Source organism: Ligilactobacillus araffinosus DSM 20653, assembly GCF_001435375.1.
Classification (GTDB): Bacteria; Bacillota; Bacilli; order Lactobacillales; family Lactobacillaceae; genus Ligilactobacillus; species Ligilactobacillus araffinosus.
Map to the genome: position 1 here is coordinate 77,970 of NZ_AYYZ01000002.1, position 22,738 is coordinate 100,707.

At 38.1% G+C, this 22,738-nt stretch carries 22 protein-coding genes; 18 read left to right on the plus strand and 4 right to left on the minus strand.

The annotated features are described in order from the left end of the window. Nucleotides 1-3: 3 nt before the first annotated feature. The 14 genes from FC64_RS00305 (at nucleotide 4) to FC64_RS00370 (ending at nucleotide 15,104) form a co-directional block, all read left to right on the plus strand. Complete coding sequence (locus tag FC64_RS00305) at nucleotides 4-708, plus strand: energy-coupling factor ABC transporter ATP-binding protein (RefSeq protein WP_268888283.1); 705 nt, start codon at nucleotides 4-6, stop codon at nucleotides 706-708. Nucleotides 709-769: 61 nt separating this feature from the next. Further along, nucleotides 770-1,156: a fluoride efflux transporter FluC gene (locus FC64_RS00310; RefSeq protein ID WP_057906020.1), complete on the plus strand. Its 387-nt coding sequence runs from the start codon at nucleotides 770-772 to the stop codon at nucleotides 1,154-1,156. Next, entirely contained in the window at nucleotides 1,156-1,509 is a 354-nt protein-coding gene (gene crcB / locus FC64_RS00315) for a fluoride efflux transporter CrcB (RefSeq protein WP_057906021.1), read from the plus strand. Before FC64_RS00310 ends, crcB begins: the two co-directional genes overlap by 1 nt. A gap of 148 nt (nucleotides 1,510-1,657) precedes the next feature. Beyond that, complete coding sequence (locus FC64_RS00320; protein ID WP_057906022.1) at nucleotides 1,658-3,076, plus strand: SLC45 family MFS transporter; 1,419 nt, start codon at nucleotides 1,658-1,660, stop codon at nucleotides 3,074-3,076. A 101-nt stretch (nucleotides 3,077-3,177) separates the two neighbouring features. Next, nucleotides 3,178-4,920, plus strand: a complete 1,743-nt coding sequence (locus FC64_RS00325; RefSeq protein WP_057906023.1) for a glycoside hydrolase family 13 protein — start codon at nucleotides 3,178-3,180, stop codon at nucleotides 4,918-4,920. A 166-nt stretch (nucleotides 4,921-5,086) separates the two neighbouring features. Beyond that, a complete protein-coding gene (locus FC64_RS00330) occupies nucleotides 5,087-6,463 on the plus strand; it encodes an SLC45 family MFS transporter (RefSeq protein WP_057906024.1) in 1,377 nt (458 codons plus the stop codon). A 16-nt stretch (nucleotides 6,464-6,479) separates the two neighbouring features. Further along, on the plus strand, nucleotides 6,480-7,472 hold the full coding sequence (locus FC64_RS00335) for an aldose epimerase family protein (RefSeq protein WP_057906025.1): 993 nt from the start codon (nucleotides 6,480-6,482) through the stop codon (nucleotides 7,470-7,472). 21 nt (nucleotides 7,473-7,493) lie between these two features. Further along, nucleotides 7,494-9,764 (plus strand): glycoside hydrolase family 65 protein, encoded by a 2,271-nt coding sequence (locus tag FC64_RS00340; protein WP_057906026.1) that lies wholly within the window; start codon nucleotides 7,494-7,496, stop codon nucleotides 9,762-9,764. 84 nt (nucleotides 9,765-9,848) lie between these two features. Further along, a complete protein-coding gene (gene pgmB / locus FC64_RS00345) occupies nucleotides 9,849-10,517 on the plus strand; it encodes a beta-phosphoglucomutase (protein WP_057906054.1) in 669 nt (222 codons plus the stop codon). Between the two features lie 203 nt (nucleotides 10,518-10,720). Beyond that, the gene (gene nagA, locus FC64_RS00350; RefSeq protein ID WP_057906027.1) at nucleotides 10,721-11,875 is read left to right on the plus strand and encodes an N-acetylglucosamine-6-phosphate deacetylase; all 1,155 of its coding nucleotides are present in this window, start codon (nucleotides 10,721-10,723) and stop codon (nucleotides 11,873-11,875) included. Between the two features lie 131 nt (nucleotides 11,876-12,006). Then, the gene (locus FC64_RS00355) at nucleotides 12,007-12,630 is read left to right on the plus strand and encodes an FMN-dependent NADH-azoreductase (RefSeq protein ID WP_057906028.1); all 624 of its coding nucleotides are present in this window, start codon (nucleotides 12,007-12,009) and stop codon (nucleotides 12,628-12,630) included. Between the two features lie 3 nt (nucleotides 12,631-12,633). Continuing rightward, nucleotides 12,634-13,110: a MarR family winged helix-turn-helix transcriptional regulator gene (locus FC64_RS00360; RefSeq protein WP_057906029.1), complete on the plus strand. Its 477-nt coding sequence runs from the start codon at nucleotides 12,634-12,636 to the stop codon at nucleotides 13,108-13,110. Nucleotides 13,111-13,402: 292 nt separating this feature from the next. Further along, nucleotides 13,403-14,365 carry an L-lactate dehydrogenase gene (locus FC64_RS00365; RefSeq protein ID WP_057906030.1) on the plus strand — a complete coding sequence of 321 codons (963 nt, stop codon included), beginning with the start codon at nucleotides 13,403-13,405 and terminating at the stop codon, nucleotides 14,363-14,365. 76 nt (nucleotides 14,366-14,441) lie between these two features. Next, complete coding sequence (locus FC64_RS00370; protein ID WP_057906031.1) at nucleotides 14,442-15,104, plus strand: uracil-DNA glycosylase; 663 nt, start codon at nucleotides 14,442-14,444, stop codon at nucleotides 15,102-15,104. On the opposite strand, the gene FC64_RS00375 is transcribed toward FC64_RS00370, so the two are convergent. From FC64_RS00375 to FC64_RS00385, 3 genes are read right to left on the minus strand one after another with little or no spacing between them, the layout of a single operon-like run. Continuing rightward, entirely contained in the window at nucleotides 15,069-15,734 is a 666-nt protein-coding gene (locus tag FC64_RS00375) for an energy-coupling factor transporter transmembrane component T family protein (protein ID WP_057906032.1), read from the minus strand. The genes FC64_RS00370 and FC64_RS00375 overlap by 36 nt on opposite strands. Continuing rightward, a complete protein-coding gene (locus tag FC64_RS00380) occupies nucleotides 15,718-17,109 on the minus strand; it encodes an ABC transporter ATP-binding protein (protein ID WP_057906033.1) in 1,392 nt (463 codons plus the stop codon). Before FC64_RS00380 ends, FC64_RS00375 begins: the two co-directional genes overlap by 17 nt. Continuing rightward, complete coding sequence (locus FC64_RS00385; RefSeq protein WP_057906034.1) at nucleotides 17,109-17,678, minus strand: ECF transporter S component; 570 nt, start codon at nucleotides 17,676-17,678, stop codon at nucleotides 17,109-17,111. Before FC64_RS00385 ends, FC64_RS00380 begins: the two co-directional genes overlap by 1 nt. A gap of 62 nt (nucleotides 17,679-17,740) precedes the next feature. Between FC64_RS00385 and FC64_RS00390 the strand changes: the two genes are divergently transcribed. Continuing rightward, on the plus strand, nucleotides 17,741-18,463 hold the full coding sequence (locus tag FC64_RS00390; protein ID WP_057906035.1) for a hypothetical protein: 723 nt from the start codon (nucleotides 17,741-17,743) through the stop codon (nucleotides 18,461-18,463). Between the two features lie 60 nt (nucleotides 18,464-18,523). Here the strand turns inward: FC64_RS00390 and FC64_RS00395 are convergent, their stop codons facing one another. Then, nucleotides 18,524-19,225, minus strand: coding sequence for a hypothetical protein (locus FC64_RS00395; protein WP_057906036.1), 702 nt, complete (start codon nucleotides 19,223-19,225; stop codon nucleotides 18,524-18,526). Between the two features lie 224 nt (nucleotides 19,226-19,449). Here FC64_RS00395 and croR point away from each other — a divergent pair, with 224 nt between their 5' ends. The 3 genes from croR to FC64_RS00410 are packed head-to-tail and all read left to right on the plus strand — an operon-like array spanning nucleotide 19,450 to nucleotide 22,708. After that, entirely contained in the window at nucleotides 19,450-20,139 is a 690-nt protein-coding gene (gene croR / locus FC64_RS00400; RefSeq protein WP_057906037.1) for a response regulator transcription factor CroR, read from the plus strand. Between the two features lie 30 nt (nucleotides 20,140-20,169). Beyond that, nucleotides 20,170-21,333: a sensor histidine kinase gene (locus FC64_RS00405; protein WP_057906038.1), complete on the plus strand. Its 1,164-nt coding sequence runs from the start codon at nucleotides 20,170-20,172 to the stop codon at nucleotides 21,331-21,333. A gap of 16 nt (nucleotides 21,334-21,349) precedes the next feature. Continuing rightward, complete coding sequence (locus FC64_RS00410; protein ID WP_057906039.1) at nucleotides 21,350-22,708, plus strand: D-alanyl-D-alanine carboxypeptidase family protein; 1,359 nt, start codon at nucleotides 21,350-21,352, stop codon at nucleotides 22,706-22,708. The last annotated feature ends 30 nt before the right edge of the window (nucleotides 22,709-22,738 follow it).

Consider the following 22,738-nt stretch of genomic DNA (forward strand, 5'->3'; position numbering starts at 1 on the left):
AATTTGTCTTTTAGATATAAGGATGAAAAAGGGACTATTTTTGAAGATGTAAGCTTTAAGATTAATAAAGGTGAGTTTGTATGCTTCATGGGCCCGAACGGGAGCGGAAAGTCGACTCTTTTCCAAATTTTGGAGGGCTTTTTGAAACCCACTAGTGGAAGTTTAGAATTTGAAGGGAAAGATTTACAGGAACTTTTGGCGAATGAAGTTTCCAAGAAGAAGTTTCATCAAAAAGTAGGAATTCTATTTCAAAATGTTGATACTCAGTTATTTAATTCAACTGTTTATGATGAAATTGCATTTGGGCCGAAACAAATGAATTTGAGCCAAAATGAAGTTGATCAACGTGTCGAAGACTGTTTAAATTTATTTAATTTAAATTCAATGCGAGATAGTGTTCCATATAATCTGTCAGGTGGCGAAAAGCGCGAAGTAGCACTTGCAAGTGTTTTAGCTTTAAACCCAGATGTGATTTTGCTAGATGAACCCTTAGTAGGATTAACAAGAGCAAAACGAAATGAATTGATTGAATTATTTGATAAACTTCATCAAGCTGGAAAGACAATTATTTTGATAACTCACTATTTTCAACAGATAAAAGATGTAGCAACTGATTATTTGATTTTTGGAAATGGTGAGATCGTGAAAAAGACTGGAGACGAATTAAAAGCTGACCCAGAACTGATTCATCAAGTAGAAGAATACTGATTTAAAGAGGTTGAGATATAAAAATCTCACCTTTTTATTTTGAAGAAAAAGAGGAATTTAAATGGAAAAATTGAAAAATTATTTGAGCGTTGCTTTTTTTGCCTTTTTTGGCGGATTGGGTAGGTATTATTTAGGCGTTTTATGGCAAAGTACGGGAACAATTGTTGCGAATTTATTAGGGTGTTTTTTGCTTTCTTTTTTAACATATTATGTAATTGAGTTAAATATCTTATCAGGATGGTTAAATATTGGATTAGGTACAGGTTTTATTGGAGCGTTTACAACATTTTCTTCCTTCACAGTCGATTTTATGAAGTTGATTCATGCACATTTAATAGTTCACGCAGTTATTTATCTAACAATTAGTATTTTTGGCGGCTTCTTATGCGTATTTATAGGCTACGGTTTAGCGAATAAATTAGTAGAATTGCGAAAGGAGGAAGACTAATGATTTGGATGCTAGGATTAGGTGCAAGTGCAGGTGCATGTGTTCGTTATCTATTAACAAATATTGTTAAAACTTATGTTAAAGGAGATTTTCCATGGTCAACATTTATTTTAAATGTTACGGGTGCATTAATGTTGGGCTTAATTGTTGGAATTAAATTAAATAGCCTACCATATGCAATTGTTGGTACAGGGTTCTTAGGAGGTTATACAACCTTTTCAACATTTAATAATGAACTTTTCAGTTTAGTGCGTGATCACGATTATCGAATGGCAATTATTTATGCACTAGCAAGCTATATCATTGGAATTGGTTTTGCGTTTTTAGGATTTGGAATTGGAGTGAAATTATAAAATTTTTAAATGCAGTTAGTTGATAACTGCATTTTTATTATTTAATTTTTGAAAACGGTTGCAAATAAAAAACTAAGAGTTTATAATAAAACTCGTAAGGATGATGCAAACGCTTGCATCGAAAATAAGATAAAAGGGGAGTTGCGTAATGGATAACTCACAAAGAAAAAAACGAAAGGCAATGCCTGATTTGGCGATGAGCGTTTTAATGTTAATGACCTTTGGTAATTTAGGTACATCAATGGCCTTTTCATTACAAAGTTCACAAATGAGTCGGATCTTCCAAACAATTGGGGCTGATCCGACGAAGTTAGGTTTCTTCTTTATTTTGCCACCATTAGCAGGAATGATTGTTCAACCACTTGTTGGATGGTTCTCAGACCATACTTGGATTCCAAAGATCGGTCGGCGGTTACCATACTTGATCGTTGGTTCAGTTGTTGCAATGATTGTTATGTTCTTATTACCTAATTCTGGATCATTCGGTTTTGGATTTGGTTCAATGGCTGCTCTTTGGTTTGGTGCAATTTCAATTTTGTTCATGGATTTAATGTCAAACATGTCAATGCAACCATTCAAAATGATGATTGGTGATATGGTAAATGACAAGCAAAAAGATAAGGCTTGGGCATGGCAAACAATTTGGTCAAACGTTGGTAGTTTTGCTGCTTACTTATTCCCATTTGGCCTTTCAGCATTAGGAGTTGCAAACGTTGCTGCTAAAGGGGTTGTTCCGGCAACTGTTCGTTACTCATTCTACATTGGAGCTATTATTTTAGGTGTTACAGCACTATTTACGGTATTCAAGGTTCATGAATATGATCCTGAAACATATAATGAATATCATGGCATTGACCCTGAAGCTCAAAAGAAAGAAAAAACTTCAATCAAGTCAATTTTGAAGAATGCGCCAAAAGTATTTTGGACATTAGGATTAGTTGAATTCTTTAGTTGGGTAAGCTTCCAATATTTATGGACATACGCTCCAGGAGCTTTGTCAGCAAATATTTGGCATACAACAGATGCTACTTCAGCAGGTTTCCAGGCTGCGGGTAACTGGTATGGTGTTTTGTCAGCCGTTCAAACTGTTGCTTCAATTCTTTACGGGTACGTTTTATCACATTTAAATGATAAGACCCGGAAGCCGTTCTATTCATTAGGATTAGTTTTAGCAGCTGGCGGTTTTGCAATGCTTGCATTCTGCCACAGTAAAGTGATGTCAATTGTTGCATTTATCTTTATCGGAATTGGCTGGGTAACAATTAACTCAATTCCATTCACAATTTTGACGAATGCTTTAGACGGAAAGCACGATGGGACGTACATTGGATTATTTAACTGTTGGATTTGCTTGCCACAAATTTGCGCATCAGTTGCAAGTTTTGCACTATACCCAATGTTTACAAAGATGAGTCACGGTAATGGCTCAGCAATGATGATTCTCTTTGGTGCGATCTTCTTCATCATTGGGGCATTTACTGTGTGGGTTGTTAAGGAAACAAAAGGTAACAATGCAGCAGCTGCAACAGAAAAGATGGAAGCTGAAAATTTAGATACAAATGAATAGTTAAAATTAACTGTGATTTTACAAGAGAGTCGTATTATTTAAGTGGTTTTAGTAATATATAAACTTGTAAATCACAGTTTTTTGGAAAGAAGGGATTAACGATGAATTATGCAGCAATTTATCACCGTCCTGAAAGTGAATATGCGTTCTTATTAGATAAAGAAACAATGCATATTCGAATTCGGACAGCTAAAGATGATATTCGCAAAGTTGAAATTGTATATGGGGATCCATACGCAATTCGTTCATTAAACAGTAATTGGTATCTGCAAAAAGTACCGATGAAAAAAGGTTTAAGCACCGATGTATATGATTATTGGACAATTTCGATTAAAGAATCAAAACATCGGGTTGCATATGGATTTTATTTAACTGACAATGAAGGCGAAGAGATTCTTTATAATGATCAGGGAATCAAAACATCATACAGTCAGGAATACTTAAAAAATGAAAATAATTATTTTCGGATGCCATTTTTTCAAGAAATTGATATGTTTAAGGCTCCGCAATGGGTTCGAAATACGGTTTGGTATCAAATCTTTCCTGAAAGATTTGCAAATGGTAATCCCAAGCTGAACCCTGAGGGAACAAAAGAATGGGATTCAACAGTTCACCCAGGAAGACAAGATTTTTATGGTGGTGACTTGCAAGGAGTTTTAGATCATCTTGATCACTTAGTCGATTTAGGAGTAAATGGAATTTATTTTAATCCAATTTTTAAAGCTCCTTCAAATCATAAGTATGATACTGAAGACTATTTTGAAATTGATCCGCATTTTGGCGATAAAAAGTTATTTAAGAAGTTAGTCGATGAAGCGCATAAACGTGGCATTAAAGTCATGTTAGATGCAGTCTTCAATCATATTGGCGACCAGTCACCACAATGGCAAGATGTAATAAAAAACGGAAAAAATTCAAAATATGCCAACTGGTTCCATATTAACAAGTTCCCCGTCAGCTATACGCCAACTGATAACTTTGAATTTAGTAACGATGCGACATATGAAACGTTTGATTACACTCCACATATGCCAAAATTGAATACAGCTAATCCGGAAGTTCAAGAATACTTGCTTTCAATTGCTACTTATTGGATCAAAGAATTTGATATTGATGCATGGCGGTTGGATGTTGCTAATGAAATTGATCATCATTTTTGGAGAAGATTCCATGATGCAACAACAGCACTTAAACCTGATTTCTATATTTTAGGTGAAATTTGGCATACCTCGCAACCATGGCTGCAAGGTGATCAGTTTACAGGGGTTATGAACTATGCGTATACCGAAGCAATTAAAGAACATTTTCTAACCCATGAAATTGATGCTTTGGAAATGAAGAACAAGTTAAATCAACAATTAATGCTTTATAACGATCAAGCAGACTCAATGATGTTTAATGTGCTTGATTCACACGATACTGCTCGAATTAAAACGTTAGCTCATAATGATATGGAACTTGTTAAACAAATTTTTGCATTTACCTTTGTTCAACCGGGAACACCAAGTATTTATTATGGGACAGAGTACGGAATGACAGGTGAAAATGATCCAGACGATCGAAAGCCGATGGTATGGGATGAAAAGTTTCAAGATCATGATATGTATCAGTTTATGCAACGTTTAATTGAAATTCGTAAACAAATTGCGAATGAGTTAAATGTTAAGGATTTGGTGTGGAATGTTACTAAGAACGGATTAATTAAATTAAGCTATAATAATATTCATGCGGTATTTAATACAACTGAGACAACTGTTCAATTAACGGTTGCGACCCCGTTGATTTCAAATCTTTATGAAAATCAACAATTAATGCCAAAAGGTTTTATCTTATATAAGAATTAATAATTTTAATAGAAAAAATTATTATAGAATTTGTGAATTTCGTGCAACCGATTGCATAAATTTCGAGAAAGCGGTATACTTTTAATTGTATCATTTTTGGAAATCGTTTACACATAAAGCAATTATTTAAGTAATCGATTAGAAACAATTTAGGAGGAATCGCGAAATGAAAAACGAGCAACCGAAAGCAGGACTTCCTAATTTGAAACCAAGTATCATTTGGATGATCAACTTCGGCTTCTTAGGGGTTCAGATGGCTTTCACATTGCAGAGTTCACAAATGAGTCGGATTTTCCAAACAATTGGGGCTAACCCTAATGATTTGGGATGGTTCTTTATCTTACCGCCATTGGCTGGATTAATTGTTCAACCATTAGTTGGCTACTTCTCAGACCGGACATGGGCACCGAAACTTGGCGGACGGCGGCTTCCATATCTTCTTTTAGGAACGATTGTTGCCGTTATTGTTATGTGCTTGTTACCGAACTCAGGAAGTTTAGGATTAGGTTACGCTTCAATGGCCGCAATGTGCTTTGCTGCAATTACCGTTGCCTTTCTTGATTTGTCATCAAATGTTGCAATGCAACCGTTTAAGATGATGATCGGTGATATGGTTAACGATAAGCAAAAGAGCTACGCATATGGAATTCAAAGTTTCTTATCAAATACCGGTGCAGTTTTAGCAGCTGTTTTCCCATTTGTATTGACTTTCTTTGGGGTTGCGAATACAGCACACAAAGGTGACGTTCCAATGTCAGTTAAATTGTCATTCTACATTGGTGCTGCAATCTTAATCGTTACAAGTTTGTTCACTGTTTTTCGGGTTCATGAATATGATCCGCAAACATACGCTAAGTATCATGGTATTTCTGAAGAAGACAACGAAGAAAAAGTTGGCATGTTCACGTTATTAAAGAAGGCTCCGAAGGCATTTTGGACAGTAACTTTAGTTCAATTCTTCTGCTGGTTCGCTTTCCAATACTTGTGGACATACTCAAATGGGGCAATTGCTGCCAATGTATGGCACACAACTAACACAGCTTCAGCCGGCTTCCAAGCTGCCGGTAACTGGTATGGTGTTTTAGCTGCCGTTCAATCAATTGCAGCTGTTATTTGGTCATATGTTTTGGCTAAGTTACCAAACAAAATGCATAAGTTAGGTTATGCAGGTAGTTTAGCGCTTGGAGCAATTGGTTTTGGTTCAGTCTTCTTTGTTCATTCAAAGATGGTATTGATTGTTTCATTTACATTAGTCGGAATTGCATGGGCTGCAATGAATACTTATCCATTAACAATTGTTACAAACGCATTATCAGGAAAGCATATGGGAACATACCTTGGTTTGTTTAATGGTTCAATTTGCTTACCGCAAATTGTTGCTTCACTTGCCAGCTTCGTTATCTTCCCATTGCTTGGCGGTAAACAAACGAACATGTTCCTCTTGGCAGGAATTGTAATGCTTTTAGGTGCCGTATCAGTATTTGCGATTAAAGAAACAAGTGCTGAAGCACCAGAAGAACCACATACTCCAATTGAAGAGTAATTAAGCGGGTGAAAAAATGAAAAAAGAGATGTATCAGGGGAAAGAAATTGAACATTTTACGTTAACGAATGCAAATGATACTCGGGTAACAATTTTATCTTTAGGTGGAATTATTCAAGAGTATTCAATTATGCACCATGGACAACGTGAAAATATGATTGTAAACTTTGACAGTGCACAACAATATGCAGAGAATCCATATCAAATTTGTAAGCAGATTGGTCGGATCGCTGGACGAATCAAAGATGCACGATTTGAACTTGATGGAAAAGAAGTTCAAGTTCCAGCTAACGAGAATCATAATTGCTTACATGGTGGAGATCACGGTGTAAGCTCACAAGTTTTTGATGGATATCAAGTTTCATCAAATGAAGTTACATTGACTTTAAACTTAAATCCAACTGTTGACGGCTTTCCTGGTGATTTAACGTTAATGATCAACTACATCTTGCGTGATAATAATCGTTTAGATATAACGTATGATATTACAGCGCAAACAGCGACGGTTTATGATCCAACAATCCATATTTATTGGGCGTTAACTCAGGGACTGAAGAATGTTGATGTGCGAATTAACGGCACTCAACGGCAAGAGACAGATGCTGAAAAAATTCCAACAGGTAAGTTACTTGATAATGTTGGAACAGCATTTGATTTTTCAAAGCCGCGTGATTTGGCAAAAGCGGTTGAAGCACTACGCAAAGAAGAAAAGCAAAAAGGTTTCGATAATGGTTATGCAGTTGAACCATCAATGACGGAACCAGTTGTTGAAATTAACGAAAAAGATCAAAAAGTTAAAATTAAGGTCTTCAGCGACCGGAATGGGTTAGTGATTTTTACTGCTGATCCGCAAAACGGTGAAAATGATAGTCAGGGGATTTTTGACTCGCTGGCAACTGAAGTTCAAACATTACCAGATGCATTGCATCACAATGAATTCGGAAATGTGCGGTTAGCGGCCGGCGAACATAAACAAATCAAAATTGCCTATCAAGTTGAAGGTTATTAAAAACAATAAGAGGTGACACAGATGAAAAGAATCTTTGAAATTGATCCTTGGAAGATCGTAACACACGAATTTAATCCTGAAGATAAGCGTCTTCAAGAAAGTATGACAAGTATCGGGAACGAATACATGGGAATGCGTGGAATGTTTGAAGAAAACTATTCTGGCGACACGCATCAAGGAATCTACCTTGGTGGTGTATGGTATCCTGACAAGACCCGTGTTGGTTGGTGGAAGAATGGTTATCCGGAATACTTCGGTAAGGTTCCGAATGCCATCGACTTTGTTAGTGTTGACATCAAGATCAACGGTGAATCAATCGACTTGGCAAAGGATTCATTCTCAGACTTTGAACTTTGCTTAGACATGAAGCGTGGCGTTTTAGATCGTTCATTCATCGTTGAAAAAGATGGTCATAAGATCAAAGTGACATCAGAACGGTTTGTCAGCATCGCATTCAAGGAATTGTACGCTAACAAGTTGACATTCACAAACTTAAGCGACGAACCAGTTAAGATTGAAGTTCAATCATTGATCAACGCTGATGTTTATAACGAAGATTCAAACTATGGCGAACAATTCTGGGGCGTTCTTGACAAGTCAGTTGCTGACAAGTCAGGCCGCTTAGTTGGAAAGACTGCTGAAAATAACTTTGGCACACCTCGTTTTACTGTTGAAATGGCAATGAGTCACGAAACAGACTTGAAGGCAGTTCAATCAGAAAATGAAGAAAAATATGTTGCTAACAACTTTGAAGGTTCAATCCAACCTGATCAAACAGTTTCATTTGAAAAGCGCGTAATCGTAACAACCTCACGGGATTATGACACGGTTGATGCTTTAGACAAAGCAACAAATGATTTGATGAACAAGGCCGGCGAACAAACATACGACCAATTAGTAGACGCTCAAGCAAGTGCATGGGCAGAACGTTGGGAAAAATCAGACATCACAATTGATGGTGATGAAGCTGCTCAACAAGGAATTCGTTTTAACTTATTCCAATTATTCTCAACATACTATGGTAATGATGCACGCTTAAACATCGGCCCTAAAGGATTCACTGGTGAAAAGTACGGTGGTGCTACATACTGGGATACAGAAGCATTCTGCTTGCCAGTTTACTTAGGAACATCAGACCCAGAAGTTGCTCGTAACTTGCTTTTATACCGTTACAACCAATTAGACGGTGCCCACCACAACGCTCAACAACAAGGCTTGAAGGGTGCCTTATACCCAATGGTTACATTCAACGGAATCGAATGCCACAACGAATGGGAAATCACCTTTGAAGAAATTCACCGGAACAGTGATATTGCTTATGCAATTTACAACTACACGAAAACAACTGGCGACAAGAGCTATGTTTTGAACGAAGGTAGCGAAGTCTTAGTTGAAATCGCACGGTTCTGGGCAGATCGGGTTCACTATTCAGAACGCAACGGTCAATACATGATCCACGGGGTAACAGGTGCTGACGAATACGAAAACAACGTTGACAACAACTGGTACACCAACGTAACTGCTAAATGGGAACTTGATTACACAGCAAAAATTGCCAAGGAAATCTCTGATGAACAAGCTAAGAAACTTGGCATTACAGATGAAGAAGTTTCAAAATGGCAAGAAATCGCTGATAAGATGTACTTACCAGAAGATAAGGAACTTGGAATCTTTGTTCAACACGATGGCTTCTTAGACAAAGACATCACATTGGATGAAAACAACAACCCAATCAACAAGATTCCGGCTGATGAATTACCAATCAACCAACACTGGTCATGGGACAAGATTTTACGTTCACCATACGTAAAGCAAGCTGATGTCTTACAAGCAATGTGGTACTTCATGGATGACTTCACAGAAGAACAAAAGAAGCGTAACTTCGATTTCTATGAACCATTAACAGTCCACGAATCAAGTTTGTCAGCTTCAATTTATGCAATTATGGCTGCTGATTTGAAGTACGAAGAAAAATCAGTTGAATTATATGAACGGACAGCTCGGCTTGATTTGGATAATTACAATAACGATACCGTTGATGGTTTGCACATTACGGCAATGTCCGGTGGCTGGTTAGCAATTGTTCAAGGATTTGCAGGAATGCGGATCAATGATGGCGAATTGCAATTTAAACCATTCGTACCGAAGGCTTGGAACGGTTATAACTTCCGCTTAACATTCCGGGGCCGTTTATTAGAAGTTAAGGTTGCCAAGGACAACACAGAAATTAAGTTGATCAAGGGTGAACCATTAACAGTTAAATTAAACGGTAAAGAAGTTAAGGTCGACTAGTAAAAAAAGTAAATGAACAAGAGGCTGTGGCATTATGCCACGGCCTCCTTCATCAGAAAAAGAAAGAGGGATAAAACAATGCAAATGCAAGGTGCAGTATTTGATTTAGATGGGGTTATTACTGACACAGCAAAGTATCACTTTGCTGCATGGAGCAAATTAGCAAAGGAAAACTTGGACATCGAATTGCCAGCTTCATTTGAAACTGAATTAAAGGGTGTTAGCCGGATTGATTCATTAAAGAAAATTTTGGAATATGGCAACAAGCTTGACCAATTTTCTGATGATGATATTCAAGAATTAGCTGCGAAGAAGAACGGCTACTACTTGGAAGCAATCGATGGTTTGTCAAAAGATGACATCTTACCAGGAATTACTGAATTGATTGCTCAATTAAAGGCCCACAACGTTAAGATGTCACTTGCATCAGCTTCAAAGAATGCTCCGGCAATCTTAAAGAAGCTTGGCTTGTTCGATGAATTCGATGCCATTGCAGACCCTGCAAAGGTTGCGCATGGCAAACCTGCTCCAGATATTTTCTTAGCGGGAGCCGCTGCCGTTGACTTGAAACCAAGCGAATGTGTAGGCGTTGAAGACGCGGTTGCTGGGGTTCAAGCAATTAAGGATGCTGGCATGGTTGCAGTTGCTGTTGGTGATGCCCAAGAATTAGCTAAGGCGGATAAGGTTGTTCCAACAACAGCTGATTTCAGTTATGATTTATTTGAACAAACATTTGAAAAAGCTAATGCCTAATTTGATAGGTTAATAAAAGAAGCCTGTAACTTAAGTTACAGGCTTCTTTTTATTATTTATGATTAAAATACAACGTTTAATTAATGGAATTTAACAGCTAAAAACACTTGCAAGCGATAACAAAATGTGAAACAATAATAATTGTGATAAATGGTCTATTCCAATTTTTGGTGAAACTAATTTAGAAAACGAGGAAGAATATTATGGCATATTACATTCATGCAGCAAAATTCTTTTTAAAGAATACAACTGAAACAAATGGTTATTTGGAAATTACCGATGATGGCAAATTTGGTTCATATTACCCAGAATCAGAAAAGCCAGCTGGGAAGATTGTTGAATACGGCGACAAGTGGGTTGCTCCCGGATTATTTGATACACATATTCACGGTCTTCTTGGACATGATGTTACGGATGGCGATTGGGATGCAATCAATGAAATGTCAGAAGGATTGTTAAAAGCTGGGGTTACTTCATGGCTGCCAACAACGGTTACGGCTTCATTTGACCAATTGAATAACGTATGTAAGGCAATTGGCGATCACCAAGGGCAAGAAACGGGTGCCAAAATTCGTGGGATCCACTTTGAAGGCCCGTACTTCACGGAAGAACACAAGGGGGCCCAAGACCCGAAGTACTTACGCGATCCTGACATTGATGAATTCCACAAATGGCAAGCATCTGCGCATGGATTATTGAACAAGATCTCAATTGCACCTGAACGGAAAGGGGCTGCTGAATTTACCCGTCAAGCTGTTGAGGAAGGCGTTGTGGTTTCAATCGGTCACAGTTCAGCAACCTATGAACAAGCAAAGCGGTGCATTGAAGCGGGCGCATCAATGTTTACGCATACATACAACGGAATGAATGAATTTGGTCACCGTGACCCCGGGATGGTTGGTGCTGCTTACACGATGGATGATACAACGTGCGAAATTATTTGTGATGGGCACCACAATGCACCAGCTGCTGTTCGGGTATTGATCGATCAAAAGACACCGGACAACGTTGCGTTGGTTACCGATTGCATGCGGGCCGGGTTGATGCCTGATGGCGACTATATGCTTGGTGAACTTGAAGTTTATGTTAAGGACGATATGGCACGGTTAAAAGTCGGCGATAACCTTGCCGGAAGTATTCTTTTGTTAAAGGATGCCTTGAAGAATGTTGTTGATTGGAACATTGCAACGCCAGAAGAAGCTGTTCGGATGGGTTCATTAGTTCCGGCCAAGAGCATGCACATGGAAAATAAGGTTGGTTCAATCGTTCCAGGGGCTGATGCTGACTTCTTGATTTTAAACCCAGATATGACTTTAAGTGAAACATATTTGGATGGAAAATCACGGTATCAGGCCTAACTAAAACTTAGAAAATAAAAAGACTGAGATTTACTGTCTCGGTCTTTTTTTGTTACTATCTTCCATTAATGTTGACAAGCAACAAAAATAATTAGATAATTCTTTTGGAAATTAGTTTAGGAGGTAATCAAATGACAAAAGTATTAGTAATTAAGGCACACCCACATGTTGAGGACAGTGTTTCAATCAGTGTTGCTGATTATTTTATTAAAAAATATCGTGAACGTCATCCTGATGACGGGATCATTACACACGATTTATATGCCGAAGAAGTCCCGCCGTTAAATGACGCAACAATGGAAGCGTGGAAGCATCAACGGAACGGCCAACTATTATCTGATGAGGAACAAAAAGTAATTGCAGCTCACAATCAATGGCTAAATGAATTTTTGGAAGCTGACAAGTGCGTATTTGTCAATCCAATGTATAATTTCTTCCTGCCGGCTGAAATGAAACAGTATATTGATATTATTGCGGTTCCGCGGAAAACATTCAAATATACCGAAAAGGGTCCAGTTGGCTTGCTTGAAAATAAAAAGGCCTTGCATATTCAAACAGCCGGAAGTGTTTATCATGGAACTCCGCTTGAAAAGTTTGATTTTGGTGGCACCTATCTTAAACTGGCATTGCAACTTTTCGGTGTGGATGACTTTACCGACCTTTATATTGAAGGTGTTGATCAATTCCGTGATCGGCGTGATACAATTAAAGAAAAAGCAATGCAGGATGCTGCAAAGATTGCGGAGAAGTTTTAATCAATGAACAATAAAATCAATCAAATTACAATTTTAATTTCCCAAATTCAAAATGCGCATAACAGTGAATTAACGGTTGCCAAGGAATGGATGTTGGAACACATTGATGATCCGAAACTAAAGCAAAAGATTCCGAAATTGTCGGTCGTAGCATATCACCTTTTGGATACGTTGAGCCGATCGCAAGAGCTTACCGGAATTAAAATTGCAAAAGAATTGGGAGTTACCCGAGGAGGGATTACTCGCGCAGCACGTAAGCTGCAGAATGAAAATTTAATTATTGCTGTACGTCATGCGGATAATAAAAAAAATATTTATTATCAGCTAACTCCTGAAGGTCAAAAACTGGCGCAGTTGCACGTTAAGATGCATCGGGAACTGTATCGGAAGCTTCAAGAAAAAATTTCGACTGATTTTAATAATAATGAGCTTGATACAATTATTCGTTTTCTGAGTTATATCAAGAATCACGTGATGTAAAGAACTACAAGATAATAATTAACATGAATTGTTTATTTATATGATAATAGCCTATATTAAAATTAGTTGGTTTTAAAGAGAATCTAATTTTATGCGGGTTTCTCTTTTTTATAAGGAGTTCTATAAGTTTTTTAATTATTATTAAAGAATAAAATAAAATAATTCTATCAAAATTTAGTGGTAAATGTTTTCATTTATTTATCTGATTTGGTAAAATAGTAAATGTTGAGAGTTTTAAGAAATTAAAACTTTTTCTAAGGATTTTCCTTAAATAATTTATGAGGTGATATAAATGGCTAACACAAGAACATCAAGAAAAGTTGCTGTCGTTGGTGTCGGCGGTGTAGGTATGGGTTGCGCATACTCAATCTTAAACCAAGGTCTCGTTGATGAAATGGTATTAATCGACGTTGCCGGTGACAAGGCTGACGGTGAAGCTCGTGACTTAATGGATGGTGTTACATACGCACCAGAAAACTGCAAAGTTTACCATGGTGACTACTCAGATTGTAAAGATGCCCAAATGGTTATCATTACAGCTGGTATCAACCAAAAACCAGGCCAATCACGTTTGGAATTAGTTGGTACAAACGCAAAGATTATGCGTTCAATTGTTAAAGAAGTTATGGGTTCAGGCTTCGATGGCAACTTAGTTATCGTTTCAAACCCTGTTGACGTATTAACATATGTTGCATGGGACGAATCAGGCTTACCACAAAACCGGGTTATCGGTACAGGTACATCACTTGACTCAACTCGTTTACGGATGCAATTATCAAACAAGACAGGTGTTGACGCACACGACATTTCAGCATACATCGTTGGTGAACACGGCGACTCAGAACAACCATTATGGTCACAAGCTACAATCGGTGGCAAGCCATTAATGGATTGGATTGAAGACGGTGACGAAGGTGTCATCAAGAAAGATGAACTTGAAGACATCCGGAAGACAGTTCGTGACGCTGCTTACTACATCATTGATCGTAAGAAGATCACAAACTGGGGTATCGGTTTGAGTACAGCTCGTCTTGTTCGTGCAATCTTAGAAAATGAACATGCAATCTTGACAACATCAGCATACTTCAACGGTGAATACGGCTTGAAGGACATCTACACAGGTATTCCAGCAATCGTTGGCGAAAACGGTGTAGAACGCATTGTTGAAATGCACATCACAGACGAAGAAATGGCCGGCTTACACAAGTCAGCTTCAGAACTTAAAGAAGTTCTTGACTCAGTTCGTGAAAAATAATCTAATTGAAAATTAGACAATTAAGTCTGTTGGGTGATTGTCGCCTGACAGGCTTTTTGTATTTTAAGAGGTTAAAATGAAATATCCGGAAGAATTAGTAGAACGGGTAAAGCAGCGGGCAGCTGGTTATCGGCTTGAAGGCTTTTTATCCGGTCAAGGGAAAATTAATCCGCCATTGATGATCGTTGGTGAAGCCCCCGGAAGAAAGGAAATTACGGCGCATATACCGTTTTCTGGACAGTCTGGTCAGGAATTAATGAAGTCGTTAGCGATAACCGGGCTGAAGCGGGATGATGTTTACATTACAAGTGTTGTTCGTAGCCGTCCATACTCGATCAAAAAGGTTAAGAATAAAAAGACTGGCGAAATTGAAACTAGGACGCCGAACCGAACACCAACGAAAAAAGAAGTATTAGCCTATGCTCCGCTTTTTGATTGGGAATTGGAACAGGTTAATCCGGAAGTCATCGTGACGGTTGGCAATACGAGTTTGCAGCGCATTTTGGGACCGAAGTTCAGTGTTGGAATCCATCACGGACAAGTATTTTGCCAGCAGATTCAGCAGTTAAATGCAACGGGAGACGGCTATGTTTTATCTGATCGAGAATATACGGTGATTTCAACGTTTCATCCCGCAGCAGTTTTTTATAATCGGAAATTAGCTCCTGAAATTGAAAAGGATTGGCACCTGATCGACCAGGTATTAAAAGAACGCCAATCCGCCGCAAACCAAGGCTAAAAGAATTAAGAGTCCCCACTGGAAAATTGAAATCGAATCGTGATAAGTTTCGGTACGGGGATAATCGTTGGAAAATCCTTGAAGGGTCATGGCAACGGCAAGGTTATCTGACCAATTCAAACAACTGACAATAATTTTTAAATAAAGCATCGGATTCCACCAATTCAGCGTTTGGTTATGCATATTGGCGGCAATCCGAATTTTTTTGATTTGAGCCTTTACATTTTGAATCATTCCGACTGCAGTAAGAATCCCGTAAACAAACGTATTTGAAAGGCGAAAATGTTGATGCAGGCTTAAAAGGACTGTTTTCAAAGAATAACAAAGGGTAACGAGGGCTCCCAATGAAAAATAGGTGTAGATCCGGGTTGCGTACAGCCAGGCTCTTGTATATGAATGACTAAATGAAATAAATGATAGCCAGCTTCCAAGCGCAAACGGAAACGCAATTAAAAGGGCAATTCCCATTTTTTTAAATGAGACCCGGCAGGCTAAAAGATAAAGTAAACATCCAACAAAGACAATAATATTCAGCCAAATCTTCGCAGTAAACGTCAAGATTAGTCCGAGAATTAACATTAGTAAAACGGCAATTGTCGGATTAAGACGAGGGTTAGTGGTCAATTTCATTTAGTGATTCTCCTTTCGGTAAAAGTTGAAGATGCGAGTCATGAATTTCAAGAACGTAGTCGTAATGTTTGAACGATTGAAATTGATGATCAATGATCAGAATGCCGCAGCCAAGTTGTGTAAGCATTTCGATTAAATCCCATGCGAGTGCAACAGAGGCGTGGTCGAGACCGGTTAAGATTTCGTCAAGTAAAATTACGGGACTGCTGATGATTGCTAAAATTAGCAGCTGAACCTTTTTTTGTTGGCCACCGGAAATAAAATATGGACTTTCATCAATGATGCTTTGCAAGTTGAATTTTTGAACCCACGAGCTGATTTGTAAATTTGTCCAAAAGTTCGGGTGATATGAAGCCTGTTGTGCACTTTGAAGTTCTTCGCGAACCGTTGTTTTGATAAATTGATCTTCGCTGTTTTGAAAACCTAAAGTAATATGCTGAATCCATTTTCGAATGCTGATTCGTTGCTCATTTTGCTGATCAAAGGTAATTTGACCAGAATAGGGGTACTGCTTGGTAAGTACATTCAAAAGGGTCGACTTGCCGCTGCCATTTTTGCCAGCTAATAACCCAACCATTCTTTGAGGCAACTGAAAGGTACTTTCAACGACTAATGGACGACCAGCCTGGCTAAATGTTAATTTTTGCCACTGAAGCCGGGACGAGATTGAAACTGGTAAACCAGCGGTTACACGTGAAACAGTTGGCGAATTTTGAAAGCTTGGGTTGAATGATTGTAATTTGTGCACAGTAACGTTCAACCAGCTATCAGCGAAATCTTGATAATACTGTAGTTGATGATCAGCCACAATGATTGCAGTGTTGTTTTTTTTACTTTTTAACATGTGGATAAGTTGGAGCTGATGGTCGTGGTCCAAGTTCGCAAATGGTTCATCTAAAAGCAGATATTCAGGATCAAGACTGAAGATCATTGCAAGAGCCATCTGTTGCAATTCACCGCCGGAAAGGGTAGTTATCGGCTGGTCAACGAGATATTCCAATGAATTTTCAGCAACGATTTGGTGAATTATTTTGGGAATTTGGTCACTTGGTGTTTGAAGATTTTCAAGCATAAAAGACAGCTGTTCCCGCCCGGTTTTAAACGTAAAAAAGTGACGGGTGTTTTGGGGAAGGTATGCCAAATGTTGAACCCGTGCTGCCGGAACAATTAAACTCACATCTTGGTGATTCAGTTGAACTTTTCCAGATGAAGGTGCAAGAATTCCTGCCAGTAATTGAAGCAAAGTTGACTTACCACTACCGTTTTGGCCAGCAATGACCGTTAATCCGGTAGATGGAAAACGGTAGGTAATATTTTCCAGCAATAATGGCTGTGTTGGATATGTAAAAGTCAGGTTTTGAATTTCAAGATCCATTATGCAGCCACCACCTTTGTCTTAATAAGTAATTTTTTAATTGCCGCAACCATGAGTCCGGCAAAAAGTCCGATTGAAATGAAGCGTAGAAGTAACAGCGTAATTAACATGTGCAGTGGATAATACAGATAGCCGTTTTGAAAAAGATCCCACCCAAAAGTGATCAGGGTTGCCGTAATTGTGGATAAGAATAATTCGCCGTTGTCAAAATGATGGTATCCGGTAAGAGCAAATCCGCATTCTGATCCTAGTCCTTGAATTATTCCCGAAATGATCGTCGCAACGCCCCAGCTTGAAAAAATAAACATTTCTAAAATGGCTGCTAGCAACTCGCCGATCAAACACGCGTTGCGTTTCTTCAATAACAGCGCAGAAACTGGGCCAGCCATCAGCCAGACCCCAAGTGTTAAATCGTTGGCATAGGGTTTTAACGGAGTTGCTGCAAGCAGATAATAAACGTAATTCCATCCTTGGTAGATCAAGCCGAAAAAAATTGCAATCAATGAAAGTAAGATCACATCATGAATCGTCCAATGTTGTTTGTGGGGATTAACTGTGGGTAACTGCATAAGATTCACTTCATTTCTTTGGTATAATTTAATTATACCGGATAATGGCAGGTGAAATCACAATGGTGCTTGATGATTATGTGAAACAAGTTCAGGAAATTCGACAAAGTTTTCTTAAGTTAACCCCGGTTGTGGAAAAATGCGATCAAATTTTAACAACGATCAACGCTTATCAACAGCAGCGGTTACCCCAAGTTGAACTAACAGAATTGGAACTTTCAACGGATTTAATTTTTGATAATTTGATTGAATATCCACAATTGATGGATGTTTCACCGCAATTTGAAAATTTAAGACAGGTAATGATTGAAAATTTTGGAATTTGGCATATTTGCAATCAGTTGTGGATCAATGATTTGCAAGCTTTTTGCGGCCTAGATTCGTATAATTTAGAGATTATGGCGGGCAACGCCGTGATCAGTGCGAACTTGAAAAATACAATTGCGACGGATAACCTTGATTGGCAGGGTCAGGATAACGACCGGCCGTGTCCGTGGACAGCGCTGGAAAAGCTGGATGCAGTTACTGCAGTTCAAAAATATTATTCACATGTGGATAATATCATTATGGCGTGGGCGCCGGATAGCGGGGAAGTTGATTGGCAAGTTTTGCATTTTTTGCGGCAAAATTACTTCCAAGGGAACCTGATCGTGATTGGTGAACGCAATGGCGCAACCAATTCCACAAAATTTTGGCAAAATGCACAGTTGCAGCTGGTTGATCAGCTTAATCAGCATCATCGACCATTTGATTTTATTAATGATCAGGTTTGGCTTGTAAAATAAGACACAATAAAAAAGACGCGGAAATTTTCCGCGTCTTTTTAACGTAGTTTAATTGATCAACTAGCCAATAATATCGAAGTTTTCGACAAAGTTTTCAAAGTCAGCTGCGGTGTAACCGTAACGGACCATAAAGACTAATAAGTGACCAAGAATCGTATCACAATCAAAGTCCTTTAAATCAGCTGTTTCAAGTGAACTGCCGTCTTCCTTGTTCAATTCATAGTAAGCGACTTCTTCAAATGAGTATACGCCAGTATTAAACATATCGTAGAAATCAAGATCACGTTTACCGTTGAAACCGTAATTTTCTTCCGTTAAGATTTGAACATTTCCGTCCTTCGAGGCGTAGATGCGGGGCATTTGAACTTTACCGTCTTCTTTTTCCACTGGGAAAAGGTTCCGCAACGTTGAGGTTTCGATCAAACCTTCATCTTCCTTGCTGATTTTGGCAGATAATGCTTTAACTGCTTTTTGGAATTGAGTCAGCTTTTCTTTAAATGCGAGAAATGTTGGATTATCTTCATAAGCTTCGGTTGAGAAGTACATCCCATATTCGTCATTGTATTTTGCAGGGAAATCTTTGGCACCTAAAAGTGCATTATCATCAGTCCAAAGTAATTTCCGTTCCATAATTTGACTGAATTCAGGACGGTTATGTTCAATTTCACGCACCATTGTTCCAAAATGGCCGATCAAGTTGACAACCATTTTATTAAAATTGTCTGATGTTAAGGTGTTATCGATAAAGTCTTTAACTAACATCAAGTAAATCCTCCTTCAAAGTTCTATATCTCTATTCTATGATAATTTTGAAGTTTTGGAAAATATAAATTTAAAGAAAAATAAGAATATTTAATGAATTTCGAGATAAATTTTTCGTTTAGTTAAATTTTTTGTTAAAATAAAAAAGGCAGACTAGGTTTTTTGACAGTTATCGTCTATTAGGATAGATGATGGGATACCAGAGAATAGGAGAAAGATACTATATGAAGATCTTAGTTGTTGATGATGATAAAGATATTGTTGAATTAATGAGCATTTACATCACGAATGAAGGATACGATGTAGAGAAAGCTTATAATGGCAAGGAAGCAATTACAAAACTTAATACAAATCCTGACATTGGATTAATGATTTTGGATATTATGATGCCACAGATGGACGGTTTAGCTGTTTTACGTGAAGTTCGAAAAGACTCACAAATTCCAGTATTAATGCTTTCAGCTAAAACCGATGACCTTGATAAGATTCAAGGGTTGATTCAAGGGGCAGATGATTATGTAACTAAACCGTTTAATCCGTTAGAAGTAATGGCACGGGTCAAGTCATTACTTCGGCGGTCACAGCACGACGTTCGCAGCGAAGAACCAGATCAGATTGAAATCGGGCCACTAATTATTAAACGGGATTCACATGAAGTAACGACTTCAACGGGGAAGCCGATCCAATTGACGGCTCTTGAATTCGGAATTTTGTACTTACTTGCAAGTCATCCTAACCGTGTATTTTCAGCTGATGAAATTTTTGAACGCGTATGGCAACAGGAGTCGGTAGTTTCGGCTAAAACAGTTATGGTTCACGTAAGTCATTTACGTGATAAGATCGAAGAGGCAACTAATGGTGAAAAAGTTATTCAAACAGTATGGGGTGTAGGTTATAAAATTGAAACACATTAAAAATAAGGAGCGCGAAGAAGGCGGACAACAATGAAGTTGAAGATGACCTCCAAAGAAAAACGTGAGCTCCTTTTGGAAATCTTGTTTACGCTTGTTTTATTGTTAGCAGCTGATTTCGCAATTTATATTTTATTGAATGAGTGGACGCGACATATTCCAGGGGTTACTAGTGGAATTTTTGATATTAAAATGTCGCTTGCATTGGGACCGAATGATATCAAATTCGGTAACTGGGGACTGCTTTTTGTATTCATTGCAATTGTTTTTAATAGCTTCGTTTTGTATTGGCGGATTGTTCACCAATATCGTCAAATTCAACTTTATCATGTGATTTCTGAATTACATTATATTGCTTCAGGTCATTTTGATCATCGAATTCCGTTTGTCTTAAACGGGTCGATGCAACGAGTAGTTGAAAGTATTAACGCTCTGGTGGATAGCACGGTTAAATCGATGGAAGAGGAACGCCGCATCGAAAAATCAAAAGACGAATTGATTACGAATGTTAGCCATGATATTCGGACACCATTGACTTCAATTATTGGTTATTTAGGATTGATTGAGAATAAACAATACCAATCGGAAGAAGATTTGCTTAAGTTTGCGCATATTGCGTTTGTAAAGTCGAATCAAATGAAGTCGTTGGTTAATGATTTGTTTGAATATACAAAAGTTCGTCAAACAGATATGCCGTTAAAACTAATGACAGTTTCTTTGATGTCACTTTTTGAACAACTAGAAGCAAGTTTTGAACTGGAAGCTAAAGAAAAAGGCATGGCGATTTCAACCACAATGCCGGATGGTGATCTGAAACTTGAAGCCGATCCGGAATTATTTGCTCGAATCTTTAATAATTTAATTACCAATGCATTAAAGTATGGTAAAGGTGGGAAGAATATTTACCTTTCGGCACGAAAAATGAATGATAATGAAATTGAGATTCAAGTTTCAAACGATGGGAGACCAATTCCGCCGGATTCGTTACCACAGGTCTTTGAACGTTTTTATCGGGTTGAAAAATCACGTAATCAAAAGACAGGTGGAACCGGTTTGGGATTGGCGATTACTCAACGAATTGTGGAATTACATCATGGAACAATCAAGGTTGAATCAAATAATCATTTGACAACCTTTGTAATGCGTTTCCCAGTTAATCAACCGGCAAAAAAGGAAAAGTTGGAACAAATTGACTAGTATTGGAGATTAGAGAATGCGTTTAGTTAAAAAAATACAAAAGGTTTTAATTGGAATAGTAGCGGCAATAACGGTGTTTGCTACCGGAGGAATGGTTGCAGTTCAGGCGGCAGGTTCTTTAAAGTCAAGCACAGCGACATCTATGGTGGCATCAAATTCAAAATCATCACAGCAAACTCAAGGATTGCACTTAGATGTAAAATCAGCTATTGCCATCGATGAAAAGACTGGGCAAATTTTATATCAACAAAATGCCAACCAATCAGTTCCGGTAGCTTCATTATCAAAGTTATTAACACTGTATATTGTTATTCAGGCAATTCAAAATGGTAAGCTTTCGTGGGATCAGATGGTAAAACCTTCTGATAATGTCTGTGCAGTTAGTCAAGATTCTTCATTGAGCAATGTTCCTCTTGAAAAAGGAAAACAATATTCAATAAAGGCGCTTTATCAAGCAACGTTAATTAATTCAGCTAATGGAGCAGCCATGGCGCTTGCTCAGGCGGTTGCAGGCAATCAAAAAGATTTTGTTAATTTAATGCGTCAAGACGTAAAAAAACTTGGTGTAAATGACGCTCAAATTTATACTTGCAATGGATTAACGAATAAATTAATGAAAAGTGATGCATATCCTGGAGCATCGCCAAATGCAGAAAATAAGTTTTCTGCAAAAGATATGGCACTAATCTCAATGAAACTTCTTCAAATGTATCCACAAATTGTTAAAACATCAAGTATAAAAGAAATGAATTTCAATACTGGAAGCCAACAAGTTCAAATGAAAAACTGGAATTGGATGTTACCAGGAAGTCAAAATTCATACACGTTACTGCCCGTTGACGGATTAAAAACAGGAACATCAGACGCTGCGGGCGCTTGTTTTGTTGGAACAGCGAATAAGGATGGTCATCGGATTATTACGGTTGTTTTAGGCGCGTCACATAAGGATGGGACTGATCCAGCACGCTTTATTCAAACTCAAAAATTAATGTCATATATTTACCATACATATGATTATGTAACCTTGAAGAAGGGCCAAAAGACAGCTACCTTACCTGTATATCATGGAAAACAGGTTAATGTTAAAGTTGCTAACGCAGCTGCTGAAGGCCTCTGGTTAAAGAAGGGGACTAAAGCCAATGACGTGGCAGTTAAGGTCAACGTGAAGAAGAGTTTACTTAATAAGAAAGGCAATGCGCTTGCTGCTCCATTAGCGGATCATGAAATGGTAGGGACGATGAAGTTTACGGTTGATGATCAAAACCTTGAAACGGTAAATGGAACGAAGTGCGCGGTCAGGGCCCAAACAACGACCGCTGTTAAAAAAGCGAATATCTTTGAAATTGCATGGCGGTGGGTAACCAACCTCTTTTAGTCATGAGTTATTAAGTATAGATATTGTTTG